Annotated in this window: 11 protein-coding genes and 1 tRNA gene; 4 read left to right on the plus strand and 8 right to left on the minus strand. The window is 56.1% G+C overall.

Annotated elements, in window-relative coordinates:
- Positions 1–30: 30 nt before the first annotated feature.
- Both tgt and queA read right to left on the minus strand, forming a co-directional pair.
- Positions 31–1,146: a tRNA guanosine(34) transglycosylase Tgt gene (gene tgt / locus AC1DKH_RS20055; protein WP_162488928.1), complete on the minus strand. Its 1,116-nt coding sequence runs from the start codon at positions 1,144–1,146 to the stop codon at positions 31–33.
- A 14-nt stretch (positions 1,147–1,160) separates the two neighbouring features.
- Complete coding sequence (queA, locus tag AC1DKH_RS20060) at positions 1,161–2,225, minus strand: tRNA preQ1(34) S-adenosylmethionine ribosyltransferase-isomerase QueA (protein WP_477799051.1); 1,065 nt, start codon at positions 2,223–2,225, stop codon at positions 1,161–1,163.
- A gap of 108 nt (positions 2,226–2,333) precedes the next feature.
- Here queA and AC1DKH_RS20065 point away from each other — a divergent pair.
- Positions 2,334–2,418 (plus strand) — tRNA-Leu (locus AC1DKH_RS20065).
- A gap of 185 nt (positions 2,419–2,603) precedes the next feature.
- Positions 2,604–2,933, plus strand: a complete 330-nt coding sequence (locus tag AC1DKH_RS20070; protein ID WP_477755280.1) for a hypothetical protein — start codon at positions 2,604–2,606, stop codon at positions 2,931–2,933.
- A 159-nt stretch (positions 2,934–3,092) separates the two neighbouring features.
- Here AC1DKH_RS20070 and alr read toward each other — a convergent pair whose 3' ends face one another.
- From alr to AC1DKH_RS20100, 6 genes are all read right to left on the minus strand, one after another.
- Entirely contained in the window at positions 3,093–4,334 is a 1,242-nt protein-coding gene (alr, locus tag AC1DKH_RS20075) for an alanine racemase (RefSeq protein WP_477799052.1), read from the minus strand.
- A 344-nt stretch (positions 4,335–4,678) separates the two neighbouring features.
- On the minus strand, positions 4,679–6,106 hold the full coding sequence (locus AC1DKH_RS20080; RefSeq protein WP_477799053.1) for an amidase: 1,428 nt from the start codon (positions 6,104–6,106) through the stop codon (positions 4,679–4,681).
- Between the two features lie 4 nt (positions 6,107–6,110).
- Positions 6,111–6,794: an amino acid ABC transporter permease gene (locus tag AC1DKH_RS20085; RefSeq protein ID WP_477799054.1), complete on the minus strand. Its 684-nt coding sequence runs from the start codon at positions 6,792–6,794 to the stop codon at positions 6,111–6,113.
- Positions 6,791–7,447, minus strand: a complete 657-nt coding sequence (locus tag AC1DKH_RS20090; protein ID WP_019582764.1) for an amino acid ABC transporter permease — start codon at positions 7,445–7,447, stop codon at positions 6,791–6,793. Before AC1DKH_RS20090 ends, AC1DKH_RS20085 begins: the two co-directional genes overlap by 4 nt.
- Positions 7,447–8,235, minus strand: a complete 789-nt coding sequence (locus AC1DKH_RS20095; protein WP_086945812.1) for an amino acid ABC transporter ATP-binding protein — start codon at positions 8,233–8,235, stop codon at positions 7,447–7,449. Before AC1DKH_RS20095 ends, AC1DKH_RS20090 begins: the two co-directional genes overlap by 1 nt.
- Positions 8,236–8,312: 77 nt before the next feature.
- Complete coding sequence (locus AC1DKH_RS20100; RefSeq protein ID WP_477799055.1) at positions 8,313–9,185, minus strand: substrate-binding periplasmic protein; 873 nt, start codon at positions 9,183–9,185, stop codon at positions 8,313–8,315.
- 99 nt (positions 9,186–9,284) lie between these two features.
- Here AC1DKH_RS20100 and AC1DKH_RS20105 point away from each other — a divergent pair, with 99 nt between their 5' ends.
- Both AC1DKH_RS20105 and AC1DKH_RS20110 read left to right on the plus strand, forming a co-directional pair.
- Positions 9,285–10,394, plus strand: coding sequence for a GlxA family transcriptional regulator (locus tag AC1DKH_RS20105; RefSeq protein WP_477799056.1), 1,110 nt, complete (start codon positions 9,285–9,287; stop codon positions 10,392–10,394).
- Positions 10,395–10,785: 391 nt separating this feature from the next.
- Entirely contained in the window at positions 10,786–13,389 is a 2,604-nt protein-coding gene (locus AC1DKH_RS20110) for a P-loop NTPase family protein (RefSeq protein ID WP_477799057.1), read from the plus strand.
- The last annotated feature ends 115 nt before the right edge of the window (positions 13,390–13,504 follow it).

The following is a 13,504-nucleotide window of genomic DNA, read 5'->3' on the forward strand; positions in this document are numbered from 1 at the left end:
TGCAAATGTTGAATCTTGGGGTCAGAAAACTCAGTCCAAAGGCGGCACGGGAAGCCCGCGTTTGGCGTAGAAGGCATCGACAAAGGCGGCCAATGTACCCTGTTGAATAGCCTCGCGCAAACCAGCCATAAGCACTTGATAATGGCGCAAGTTATGGATGGTATTGAGCATGCTTCCCAGCATTTCGCCGCACTTGTCCAGGTGATGCAGATAAGCGCGGGAGAAGTTCTGGCAGGTATAGCAATCGCAGGTCGGATCGAGCGGCGAATCATCATGGCGATGGAACGCGTTACGGATCTTCAGCACGCCGGTATCGATGAACAGATGCCCGTTGCGGGCATTACGGGTTGGCATCACGCAATCGAACATGTCCACACCGCGGCGCACACCCTCAACCAAGTCTTCCGGTTTGCCAACGCCCATAAGGTAACGAGGTTTGTCAGCCGGCATCATGCCCGGCAGGTAATCCAGCACCTTGATCATTTCGTGCTTGGGCTCGCCCACCGACAGGCCGCCGATGGCCAGGCCGTCGAAGCCGATCTTGTCGAGGCCTTCCAGGGAGCGCATGCGCAGGTCCTGGTGCATGCCGCCCTGAACGATGCCGAACAGCGCCGCCGTGTTCTCGCCATGGGCTTCTTTCGAACGCTTGGCCCAACGCAGGGACAATTCCATGGAAATACGGGCGACGTCTTCGTCGGCCGGGTACGGCGTGCATTCGTCGAAAATCATCACGATGTCGGAGCCCAGGTCACGTTGGACCTGCATCGACTCTTCCGGGCCCATGAACACCTTGGCGCCGTCGACCGGGGAAGCGAAGGTCACGCCCTCCTCCTTGATCTTGCGCATGGCGCCCAGGCTGAACACCTGGAAACCGCCGGAGTCGGTCAGGATCGGGCCTTTCCACTGCATGAAATCGTGCAGGTCGCCGTGCTTCTTGATCACTTCCGTGCCTGGGCGCAGCCACAGGTGGAAAGTGTTGCCCAGAATGATTTCAGCGCCAGTCGCCTCGATATCCCGTGGCAGCATGCCCTTGACCGTGCCGTAGGTGCCCACCGGCATGAAGGCCGGGGTCTCGACGGTACCGCGCGGGAAGGTCAAACGACCGCGACGAGCCTTGCCATCAGTGGCCAGCAGCTCGAAAGACATACGACAGGTGCGACTCATACTGTTTCCTCTGGGCCCGATTCTTTAGGGGCAGTCGGCGCAGGATTACGCGTGATGAACATCGCATCACCGTAGCTGAAAAAGCGGTAACCGTTGTCCACGGCAGCCTTGTAGGCGGCCATGGTCTCGGGATAACCGGCGAACGCCGAAACCAGCATCAACAGCGTGGATTCGGGCAAATGGAAGTTGGTGACCAGGGCATCGACCACATGAAACGGCCGGCCCGGGAAGATGAAAATGTCGGTGTCGCCACTGAACGGCTTGAGCACGCCATCGCGGGCGGCGCTTTCCAGGGAACGCACACTGGTGGTCCCCACCGCCACCACGCGACCGCCGCGAGCGCGGCAGGCGGCAACGGCATCGACCACGTCCTGGCCGACTTCCAGCCATTCGCTGTGCATGTGGTGGTCTTCGAGCTTCTCCACGCGCACCGGTTGGAACGTGCCGGCGCCGACGTGCAGGGTCACGAACGCAGTCTCGACACCCTTGGCGGCAATCGCCTCCATCAGCACCTGATCGAAATGCAGCCCCGCCGTCGGCGCCGCCACCGCGCCCAAACGCTCGGCGTAGACGGTCTGGTAACGCTCGCGGTCGGCGCCTTCATCCGGGCGGTCTATATAAGGAGGCAGCGGCATGTGCCCGACGCGGTCGAGCAGCGGCAACACCTCCTCAGTGAACTTCAGCTCGAACAACGCATCGTGCCGCGCCAGCATCTCGGCCTCGCCACCGCCGTCGATCAAGATCTTCGACCCAGGCTTGGGCGACTTGCTGGAACGCACATGGGCCAGCACGCGATGACTGTCGAGCACCCGCTCCACCAGGATTTCCAGCTTGCCGCCGGAAGCCTTCTGGCCAAACAGCCGCGCCGGAATCACCCGGGTATTGTTGAACACCATCAAGTCGCCGGGGCGCAAATGCTCCAGCAAATCAGTGAATTGACGGTGTGCCAGGGCGCCGCTGACCCCATCCAGGGTCAACAGGCGACTATTGCGCCGCTCGGCCAGCGGATGGCGGGCGATCAGCGAATCAGGGAGCTCGAAGGTAAAGTCAGCAACGCGCATGATGGGGTGTCGTCTAGCAGGGCCGGGAAGTCTAGCGGAAATATCAAAAATTCTCCATGTACCTGATTGACCAGCGGTTATCTCATCTCTATACTTCGCCGCCATTGAGCCCTGATGGCGGAATTGGTAGACGCGGCGGATTCAAAATCCGTTTTCGAAAGGAGTGGGAGTTCGAGTCTCCCTCGGGGCACCAAAATTAAGAAAGGTCTTGCTTTGCAAGGCCTTTTTTTTCGCCCGCAAAAAAGCACCTGACACCCCACCGACAACGCCCTAACAACGCACTGACCTGTAGGAGCTGCCGAAGGCTGCGATCCTTTGATCCTGCTTTTCAACGCCACAACCCGAACCCGCTCGGCTAACGAATCAAGGATTCACACAATGGAATTGCCACTGGAAACCGTTGCCCTTTTCGGCCTCAAGCTGGCCTATGAGACTGAAGGTGAAAGTCCGATTTTGCGGGATGATCCGATCATGAGTGATTACGAGCGGGAGGTATTTGGCTTGCTGGTGCGCCGGGGTGATGTCGAGGGTATTCAGTTTAGAGTGGCACACTGTGTAGGTTTGGCGCTGGACGCTATAGGTGGTGTTGACACATTGCTAGGGCGTGAGCTGCATCGGTTGTCAGCTGATTTCAGCAATGCGCGGACGTTGGAGCAGCTTGAAGCGCCGCTCATTGCGCTTAGGGATTACTTGAAAGTTATTCAGTGAGTAATGAGGCTGCCCGAAGAGGGGAACATCTCATCCATGGACCGCACCTGGCCGACGAGTGTTGACGAGAACAGATCTGTCAAATCCTCAAGGCGTCACTGCCAAAAGTCGCTACTGTGTGAGCGTTACCACCGCAGTAGCGACTAGCACCCTCACTGGTTAGTCGGAGGCTTTATCTGCCACCAGGGCTTTGGGATTGCTACTCCCCCAAACGGTAGCAAGGTCCACCAGCAATGTTCCGCTGAGTTCTTCAAGTTCACTCTGGGCGATCACACTGTCGCCTTGTTTACCGAAGAGCACCACTTGATCGCCAGCGCGCACAGCAGGGATATCTGTCACGTCCACCATGAGTGTATTCATGGAGACCTTCCCTACCACTGGAGCACGCTGCCCATCTATAAGGACAACGCCTTTATTGGTAAACGCTCGACGATAGCCATCAGAATAGCCCACTGGAATATTCGCAAGCTTTGAATCACGACTCAGTGTCACTGTTCGGTCATACCCCACTGTATTGCCTTTAGGGTATTGATTAACAGACGCCACGTATGACTTGACCTGCATGACCGGTTTGTACTCGGCATGCGAAGGTTCCATCATCCCATACAAGGCGCCTCCGGCACGTACCATGTCCAAATGCGACTCTGGCACTTCTAACGTCGCGTAAGAGTTCGCCGCATGAAGAGTGATTTTACTTCTATCAATTCCGGCGGCCTTTATCAGCCAAGCCGCTTGCTCATTGAAAGCCTTGAGCCCTTGCCGAACATCATCCTTATCCTGCACCGCGAAGTGAGTCATGATTCCGACCAGCTCCAGAGGAGCCAAACGATTGATCGCCAAGGCTTCTTGCCGACCGTGTTCAGTGCTCATTTCCAGGCCGTTGCGACTCATACCACCTGCGTTCAACGCCAAGTGAACCTTCAGGCGATCCCCATGCTTTTCAGCAATAGCGGCCGTTTCTCGAGCATAATCGAGGCTACTGACTAACTCCTCTATCTTGTACGGCAATGCTCCTTCCACCTCGGCCAACGTCGCTGTACGCACTCGGACAAGTTCCCCCTTGAATCCACTTTCACGTACAACTCGAGCCTCTTCATTGCTGGCAACGCCTACGCAGGGCACTTCCATTTTCATGACAGACGGCATCAATAACGCAACACCATGACCATAGGCATCCGCCTTGAGGATGGCACAAAGCCGTGATTTATTCGTCAAGGTGTTCTGGAGCGTACGAATATTGTTTTCAAACGCCGCCTGGTTAATTTCAACCCATGCATTACTGGTTACCACGGCCCGTTCAGACTGACCATTATCCAAAGAAAGCAGCGGTGCAGCCTGAACATACCCCTGCCCTATAATCAGACCTAAAGAAAGAGCAATAACAGTCCGAGTGAAAGGCATACAATACATCTCCTGATACAGAACGTTGTTGATGACAACTAACGATTTGACGACATACATGACTCTGCGCAAGCCACTACCCGACTAAGGAAATGGCCTGACTTTATGGGCGGCAGGAAACACCACTGATAGCGACAAAAGCAAACTCAGTACATGGCGAACAACGTTATTGAAACGTTATCCCTGGAGTAACCCTTCCGGTGAAATTTTTGATAACTCGCGAAATCACTGGGCAGGTATATATTAAATTTTTATATATATTTATAGGTGACACTTTCTAACCCCACTTTAACTTGGGGCGCTGGCAGGGTGATATCCAGGGATATATCAAGCAGTTATATCCATCACGCAACCGCGTTGTCCGCCAGCTCCCAGCCCTCAGGCCGTAGCGTGTGCCAATCGCTGACCTGTTGATAGGCATGGCCGATACGCAGAATCAGCGGTTCGGCGAATGCCCGACCCACAATCTGCATCGAGACCGGCATGCACTTTTCATCGAACCCGATGGGCAGCGCCACCGAACACAGGTTCAGCAAGTTGGCGAACCGCCCCAACAAGGCCAGTGGCGTGCCATATTCATCGACCTCATCCAACGGCACACTGCCAATAGCGTTGGTCGGGAAAGCGCAGGCGTCTATGTTGGTCATGGCCTCCTGCATGGCGTGCCGAGCGGCGCGGCGCTGATTGTGCAACTGGATATACGACGCTGCGTCGATGGCGCGACCACTGAGTACGCGACGTTGAACATGGGGGTCGAAACGCAGATCGTCGCGCTCGAACAAGCTACCCAGGCTGGCATAACCTTCGGCGCTCATCAGCCCACCAGCGATGCGCATGCACTGCTCCAACGACGTGGGTAGCGGTTGCTCGATCAGTTGCATGCCCAACGCGGCCAACTGCTTGAGCCCCAAATCGTAAGCCTTCAGCACCCCGGGAGCGACATGCGCTCGTTCGGCCTGTGGCAACACCCAGATGCGCAAACCGGCTACCGGCTGATTGAGACCGGCAGCGGCGCTGAATACAGGTGCCTGGGCCGAAACCGGATCCAGCGGGTCCGGGCCCAGCAGTGCATCCAACATCCACGCCGCATCTTCAACGGTGTGGGTGATAGGCCCTACCGAATCCAGCGAAGGACACAGTTCGATCAAGCCATGGCGACTGATAAGCCCACGCGTGGTTTTCAGCCCGACCAAGCCGCACATGCCCGCCGGAATCCGCACCGAGCCGCCGGTGTCGGTGCCCAACGCAGCGCTCGCCAACCCGCTGGCCACGGCCACTGCCGAGCCGCTGCTTGAACCACCCGGAGCGCGATGCACGTTACGGTCCCACGGGTTCCACGGCGTGCCCATCACCGCGTTGGTGCCCCAGCCACCGAAAGCGAATTCGACGGTGTGGGTCTTGCCAAGAATGATTGCACCGGCACGCTCCAGGCGTTGCACTGCAGTGGCGGTCAACCTCGAAACACGCGGTGCCTGTGCCAATGATCCACCCGTGATGGCCTGGCCATCGATCTCGAACAAGTCCTTGATCGCCAGAGGAATGCCATGCAGCGGTCCCAGGTGTATGCCGGACGCACGCTGGCGATCAGCGGCGATAGCCGCGTTCAAAGCACGCGAGGAATAGGTCTCGACATAGGCATTGAGCTGCTCGTCAAAGCGCTCGATGCGCGCCAGTTGCGCACGAACCAGCGCTTCGCTAGTCAGCGATCCCGCCTGCAGCGCCCGCTGCAACTGGGCAATGCTGTGGGAAGTAACTCGATCTATGGTGCTCATATGTTCAACCTCGCACGGTTTTGCGCCCGCGTGAAAAGTGCTTTTCAAGCACACGCGACAGCATTGAAAGAGGGAAAGCGATAACAAAATAGAACAGCCCTACCAGCAGGAAGACATGCATTGGCAGGAAGGTTTCCGAAGCGATGGCCCGAGCCGCCAGCATCAACTCATCGGTGGCGATCAGAGCGCACAACGAGCTGTCCTTGAGGATCGACACGTAGGCGTTAAGCAGTGGCGGCAACATGCCGCGAATCGCTTGCGGCAGGATGACGCTGGTAAACGCTTTCAGCGGCGTCAGTCCGATGGCGATAGCGGCTTCGCGCTGGCCGCGATGCAGCGAATCCAGGCCGCCACGGAGGATTTCCGCAACGTAAGCGGCACCCTGCAAACCCAGACCGATGGCCCCGGCCCAATAGCCGGACAACGTCAACCCCAGGCTGGGCAACGCGAAATACAGGGCCAGCAGCAACGCCAGAAGAGGTACAGCGCGCATGCTCTGAATAAAGAACGCTGCCAACCGTTTCAGGATGACACTCGGACTTCTCATCGCCCAGACCAACAACGCCCCCAACACGACCGCCAGAGCGAACCCCATCAGGGACAATTCGGCAGTGATCCGTGCACCGAGCAACAGGCGAGCGATCCAGTCGCTCCAGTACTCCGGGTATTGCTGAAAAAAACTGATCATCGCGCGCTCCCAAAATGACGTTCGAGCCGAATGAATCCCACACCGATCGGTAAAATCATCGCGGCGTAGATGCACATCACAGCCAAATAGATCAGTGAAGTCTGGAAGGTGGAGGTCACCAGATTGCGCGCCAGGAACATGATTTCCGGCACGGCAATGGCCGAGGCGATGGACGTGTCCTTGACCAATTGCGTGACGTAGTTGGCGAACGCTGGCAACGTCACGCGCAGGGCCTGGGGCAAGAGAATGCAGTGCAAAATCTGCATCCGGCTCAGACCGACAGCCAACCCGGCTTCATGCTGACCGACATGCAGCGACTGCAAGCCGCTACGGAAAATATCGGCCAACACCGCGCTGCCCACCAGACTCAAGCCAACGATGGCGGCCAGCCACGCGGGCAAGTTGATGCCAAGGTAGGAGAGACCGAAATAGATCAGGAACAGATGCGCCAGCGCGGGAACATTGCGCATCCACTCAATGAAACAGCCGATCACCCCATGCAACACCCGTGACCGACTGAACGTCAGCAACACCGCCAGTACTACCCCTCCGGCACTCGCCAGCAGCAAGGTACACAGCGCGATTTCCAGGGCGGTGAGCGCGCCTTTCAACAACAGAGGCAGTAGCCCGAGAAAGACCTCGAAGTTCGCCATCAAGCGCCCTCCATGGCCATGCGCCCAAGAAAACTGCGGGTGCGCTCATGGCTTGGGTTGTCGATAACCTGCGCCGAAGGCCCTTGCTCGACAATGTGTCCGCCGTCCATGAAGATCACCCGATCCGCCACATCCCGAGCGAAGCGCACTTCATGGGTCACCATGATCATGGTGCGGCCCTCTTGCGCCAGCTCACGAATCACGGCCAGTACTTCCCCCACCAGTTCGGGGTCCAGCGCCGAGGTCGGCTCGTCGAACAGGATGACTTTAGGTTGTTGGGCCAACGCGCGGGCGATAGCGACCCGCTGTTGCTGTCCGCCGGACAACTGCTCGGGATAGACCTCGGCCTTGTGTCTCAGATGGACTTTTTCCAACATGGCATCAGCCAGCTCATAGGCCTGCTTGCGCGGCATACCCTGTGCCTTGATCGGCCCCAGCGCGACGTTGTCGCGTACACTCAAATGTGGCCAGAGGTAGAAGAGCTGGAACACCATCGCGATCTCGCGTCGCTGCGGAGCCATTTCCCGATCACTCATCAGACGTATGCGTTTACCGTCCTTGATCTGCCCGATCAACTCGTCGCCCAGCCAGATATCGCCTCGAGTGGGTTTTTCCAGGTAATTGATGCAACGCAGGCAAGTGGACTTTCCCGACCCGCTCGGGCCGATCAACGACAGGGTTTCACCGGCTTTCAACTCCAGGTTGATCCCCTTGAGCACCTCCAGATCACCATAACTTTTGTGCAGGTCATGCACTCGCAGCAACGCAGGTTCGGACGGGGTCGACATCTTGGTTAACCTCTTTTTGTTATAGACATGGCGATGAATCGGCAGGGGCCATCAGGCCGATTCATCCGCTCAAGCGCTTACTTGCAGCCGGGCAGTTTCCAGTCCGCCGGGCGGTCGACACCCAGCCTCAGGTCCTTGCCTTCCGGCACATACCAGACATCCTGAGTCAGACCGTAGCGGGCACCGATCTTGCGCATTTCACAGCTTTTCCAGAGGGTCTGGATCTGCTCGTTCACGGCAGCCACCAGCTGCGGGCTGGCCCCTTTATTGAAGCCGTACACCACCTGACCCAGACCCGTCAGCAGTGGGAAATTCGGATCGTTGTCGGTGAAAGCATTGAAGTGCAGGTGCCACTGCTCGTTGCGAAAAATGGCGTATTGCATGACCGGAGGATCGCCAATCACTGCATCGATGCGCCCGGCGAGGAGATCGCGCACCGCGGCATCGGAGGTGTCGTACAGCGCTACTTGCAGCCCTTCGATCTTGCGCATCTCAGGGATGAACGAGAAACCCGTGATGGTGCCGACCTTCTTGCCCTGCAAATCTTTGAGGCTGCTCCAGTTGGTCTTGTCGGTCTGGGTGATGCCGTTCTTGAAATAGTGAATCGGGTCGCTCACGGTCATGATCTTCGCGCGCTGCTCGGTCCAGCCCATGGTGCCGGCCATGACATCCACGCGTTTAGCTTGTACTGAGGCGATGGTGCCGGCCCAGTCCATCAAGGCAGGTTTAACCTTCAAACCCAGCTTCTCAGATATTTGTTGAAGGATTTCACCGTCGTAGCCGACCATCCGGCTGTCTTGATAACCGGTCCCCGGCATATCGCCAGTGAACGCGATAGTCAGGCTTCCCGGCTCTACCGTTTCCAGTGCGAATGCCGGTACCGAGATCAGCATGGATACCAGCAGACCCGCATAGATACCGGCAAAACGTTGAACGTTGGGCTTCTTCATCACGTGCTCCTCGATTGTTTTTTTAATGAACAGCATGGTGTTGGGCAGGAGCTCATCGTATGGTGATCAGCGGCATAACTTGTTGGATGGTTTGCATGAATGATTGAACATTTGCGACATTTCGGAGATGTACTGCCCAGGACCTCCAGCGAAAGCCTCGTAGAAGAGCTTGATAATGGTCAGGCACGAAATCCGCCAAGCCGACGCGGCGCCACCGAGTTGTCTATTGGCATTGTGTTGTGGCCGCGCTTCCCTTTGCTGTCACTGTCAGGGCTGACCGATGCGCTGCGACATGCCGCCGATACGGGCGATCAGAGCCGTCCGATACGCTGCCAATGGAAAGTACTGGGTACCCCCGGGCAAAGAGTCATTTCCAGCTGCGGACTGGATGTGCCTATCGACAGTGAGCTCACCCATCCTCATCAATTTGATTACATCGTGGTGATTGGTGGACTGCTTGATTCCCTTGAGGCAGCACCAAAGACTTATCCGGCATTTCTGCATCAGGCGGCAGCCGCTGACGTGCCATTGATCGGTCTATGCACGGGCAGCTTCGTGCTCGCTCGACATGGCCTGATGGAGGGACGTACTGCTTGCGTACATGCCTACCATTGCGACGACTGGAAACGTCTGTTCCCCAGATTGCGCTTTGTCAGCAACAGTGACTTCCTCATCGACAAGGATCGGATCACCTGCGCAGGCGGTATCTCGGTGATTGAGTTGGCCATCCATCTTATTGGGGTGCATTGCGGCCCGGATCGGGCCGGCAAAGTTGTTCATCAGATGACGGTCGCAAAAAGCAGCTCCGGCAGTTTCGTCGACCGGCGCAAGGCACTTGGCTACGCCAGCTCTTCGAACAGGCGCCTGCACGAAGCCGTGATGCTGATGGAAAAGCACATGACCGAACCCTTGGACATTGACTCAATCGCAAACCTTGTCGGTACCAGTAAACGGCAACTTGAGCGGCTGTTTGTCGCCGAAACCAGTAACACTCCAGCCCAATTCTACCGTCAGGTTCGACTCAGGTTTGGCCGATGGCTCCTCATCAGCTCGGATCGACATATCGGGGAAATCGCTTTCGAATGCGGGTTCGCCGACGCACCTCATTTCATTCGACATTTTCAGAACATGTTTGGCATGTCCCCCGGAAAATTGCGCAAAGAGTTGATGCGAAAAGCGACACTCACCCAAGGGGGGAGGTTTTTTTAGACAGTGAAGCATTGATCGGTCGCGGGGCAGAATGTGAAGACCAAGTTGGAATGAGATTAACGGTTTTTCGACAGGCAACTTTTGGCTGATTTCTGCCTGTCACCACCGTCAGCTTTGGGAGAGAGTGTCAGTTGATTTCAGCAAGGCACAGACAATTGCGCATCTATCGGCCCCGCTCATCGTGCTTAAGAACTACTTGAAAGACATTCAATGACTAAAGAAGGATTGCCAAAAAGCCGGGAATACCCGATAGACACACAGACTCTGCCCCCCATGCCTGGACAAACAACAAAACTGCCCCTTTTCCCCACAAGATAAACGGAAAGTCACTTCATTCTGGGATCATGGTCTAGCGTGGATCTAAGGAAAGGAGCGCATCGTGAGGACCAGTATGACTAAGGGCCACAATCCGGCAACGACGAGATCTACTGCTGGCTCTGGATTTGCGTTCGAGGATTTTGTTGCAGCTGACTTACTTAGCTGGTTTCTACTCGACATGCCGATACATGGAATTAGCGTTCCTGGACGAAAATTGTTTTCGCAGACTGAGGCCATCGGCTGGAAGGTTGACGACCTACTCTGCGTCGGTATCGATGCCAACGGACGCGAATACAAGTTAGCTCTTTCATGCAAAAGCAACGTTCAGGTTACGGGTCACGGACTACCTGCTGACTTCGTGTCCGCTGCCTGGGATATGTGGAGAGGAGAAGCACCCTTTTGTCGTGATACCGATCGAATGGCCTTGGTTACACGCGGGCGACACGTCGCGTTTGATGCGCTTTGGCATGACATCAAGGGGTGGTGCACTAATGGCAATCCGACGCTCGCATTTGCGCGAATTGACGCATCAGCGCGGCATCGGCGCGTGTTCAACAGCATTCGCGCCCCAGGAACACAGCGTGGTGTGATACCGGAAGTCGCGGAAACAATTGCACTAATAGGACGTCTTGAAGTCCATCCGGTCGACTTTCAATTGACCCCGTCTAACTCAATGGCACAGGCACACCATCGCTGCCGAATGGCTCTAATATCCGAAAGCGATACCGAAGCCAAAAATCTATGGGAGGCACTTGTTCAGCGCGCGAAGGAAGCACGGCTCGGTAACGGTGCTATCGAGCTATCGGAGTTTTTGCATCGTCTCGAAGGGCGCTTTGCTTTAAAAGCACATCCAAGTATCTCTGCAACCTGGTCTCGCCTGCTGCTATTTACATCAGATCACCGAGCGGGAATCGAGACTGCCTTGCCGGGTGGAAATTGTCTGGCACGCCCATCGGAACATTTGCAACTTTCGACGGCGCTGGCCTCGAAGCCAGGCTGTTTTGTCTTAGGCGATTCTGGAGTTGGAAAATCTGCTCTAGTGAAGCTCGTGCTCGATCAAGACTTCGCTGATACGACTCAAATTTGGTTGGGCCCCGAGACCTTGGCTCGCGCGCTCAGCGACGCAGAAAGGTCCGCAATAGGACTAGATCGTCCTCTCACCGAAACCTTTTTACGGAGTCCCGGGAACAAAAAGATCCTTGTACTCGATTCTGCCGAGCGCCTTGATTCGTCGTCATTGAGTCGGCTAGAAAAGCTGATCCGAGAACTGGTTACACAGACAGATGATGATCGACCGTGGCGCATAGTTTTCATTGCGCAAACGATAGGTTTTGAAGCCCAGTCGCAGCCCCTCGCTATCACCACTTTTTGGCCGAGGGTTATGGTGCAAGCGCTGTCCAACGCTTCCGTTCAATCGGCGTTAGCGAACGTTACCCCGCTTCGCTGGATTGCAAACGACGATGAAATTTTACCGCTGCTAGCAAATTTGCGAACGCTTGGCTGGGTAATAGCCTCGGCTTCATCCTTTGTAGAAGGAGTCAGCGGAGAATTAACCTCGGCAGCAACAATCGCAGATAGGCTTTGGCTGCGATGGACGGGTGGACGCGCTCAACTTCAGAGGCTAATGATCCGGCTGGCCGAACGCGAAGCATCTTTTGAGCGCAGCTTCGCGATAAGTGAGTTGGATGGCGCCGACGCGTCGGCGTTTGACACACGTTCCAACCAAGTTCCGCTCATCGTCAACGCCCGTAACAGGATTGAATTTCAACACGATCTCGCATCCGATTGGGCACGCTACCAACGGTTGAAAGAGATCGCTGATGACATTCCTCGTTGGGCGCTGCTTGCCCCACAACCTCTATGGATCTCATCGCTGAGACTATTCGGTCAACATCTACTCACTGAACGTGATCAGGCCCGACATGGTTGGGACCACGCATTCGCTACTTTGACGGTACTGAAGCATGTAGAAGCTACTGACCTACTGCTCGATGCGCTGTGCCTCGACTCTCGCCTCGATACACATCTCGAAGCGCGCGCTGAGCTGTTCTTTGCCCAACGGGGCGCACTCATTCTCCGTCTATTCCACCGCTTCCTACATCTGGCGACCAATCCGTGCGTGCCCGCTACTTTTCCTGTAAGTCCTGATCTGCGCATTTATCTTGAAGCTGACATGCGGATGCCAATCCTCGGGCGCTGGATACCCATGGCTCGGTTTCTCAGTCGCAACATCGAGCGTGTATCGGCTCTAAGTGCTCCTATCGTTTCAAAGATCTGCGCCCTGTGGCTGAACACAACACCACGGACAGTTGGCGAGACCGCTATGCCTTTTCGCGACGTGATGGCACTTCTCGCATTGGAGACGGCGAGAACCGATCAGATCGAAAGCATTGCGCACCGAATTGTTGGCGCCCATGGTAACGACGCGAAGCGTATCTATAGTGCCGCGCTCGCTGGTGCGGTTGATTTACCTGAGGATGTTGCGATCTTCGCATTAGAGATGGCACAGCGACGTCCCCTCGTTGAAGCCTCACAGACGCGTGTAAACACACTGCGCCTAACAGAGCGTGTGCGACTCGATGCAGCAAAAAAAAACTCACCTCAGCGACCTCGATCGATACCGACATCCCTTATTTTTAGCAAGTGTTCCGTCCTGAATAAGGTTTACACCTTCTGACCCATTCTCAGGAGGGAGTAATGAACGCGGGAGAAAGGCGCAGTCAGCGTGATTACACGCTGACCTTTAAATTGTCGGTCGTCGATCAGGTCGAAAAAGGCGAGTTGAGTTATAA

Source organism: Pseudomonas sp. 05L36 (assembly GCF_056398125.1).

What these genes read in the sequence shown, in the direction of transcription:
- tgt (WP_162488928.1), bottom strand. Translation starts at nt 1,146, where the DNA reads ATGTCTTTCGAGCTGCTGGCCACTGATGGCAAGGCTCGTCGCGGTCGT.
- queA (WP_477799051.1), bottom strand. Translation starts at nt 2,225, where the DNA reads ATGCGCGTTGCTGACTTTACCTTCGAGCTCCCTGATTCGCTGATCGCC.
- AC1DKH_RS20070 (WP_477755280.1), top strand. Translation starts at nt 2,604, where the DNA reads ATGGAATTGCCACTGGAAACCGTTGCCCTTTTCGGCCTCAAGCTGGCC.
- alr (WP_477799052.1), bottom strand. Translation starts at nt 4,334, where the DNA reads ATGCCTTTCACTCGGACTGTTATTGCTCTTTCTTTAGGTCTGATTATA.
- AC1DKH_RS20080 (WP_477799053.1), bottom strand. Translation starts at nt 6,106, where the DNA reads ATGAGCACCATAGATCGAGTTACTTCCCACAGCATTGCCCAGTTGCAG.
- AC1DKH_RS20085 (WP_477799054.1), bottom strand. Translation starts at nt 6,794, where the DNA reads ATGATCAGTTTTTTTCAGCAATACCCGGAGTACTGGAGCGACTGGATC.
- AC1DKH_RS20090 (WP_019582764.1), bottom strand. Translation starts at nt 7,447, where the DNA reads ATGGCGAACTTCGAGGTCTTTCTCGGGCTACTGCCTCTGTTGTTGAAA.
- AC1DKH_RS20095 (WP_086945812.1), bottom strand. Translation starts at nt 8,235, where the DNA reads ATGTCGACCCCGTCCGAACCTGCGTTGCTGCGAGTGCATGACCTGCAC.
- AC1DKH_RS20100 (WP_477799055.1), bottom strand. Translation starts at nt 9,185, where the DNA reads ATGAAGAAGCCCAACGTTCAACGTTTTGCCGGTATCTATGCGGGTCTG.
- AC1DKH_RS20105 (WP_477799056.1), top strand. Translation starts at nt 9,285, where the DNA reads ATGATTGAACATTTGCGACATTTCGGAGATGTACTGCCCAGGACCTCC.
- AC1DKH_RS20110 (WP_477799057.1), top strand. Translation starts at nt 10,786, where the DNA reads ATGACTAAGGGCCACAATCCGGCAACGACGAGATCTACTGCTGGCTCT.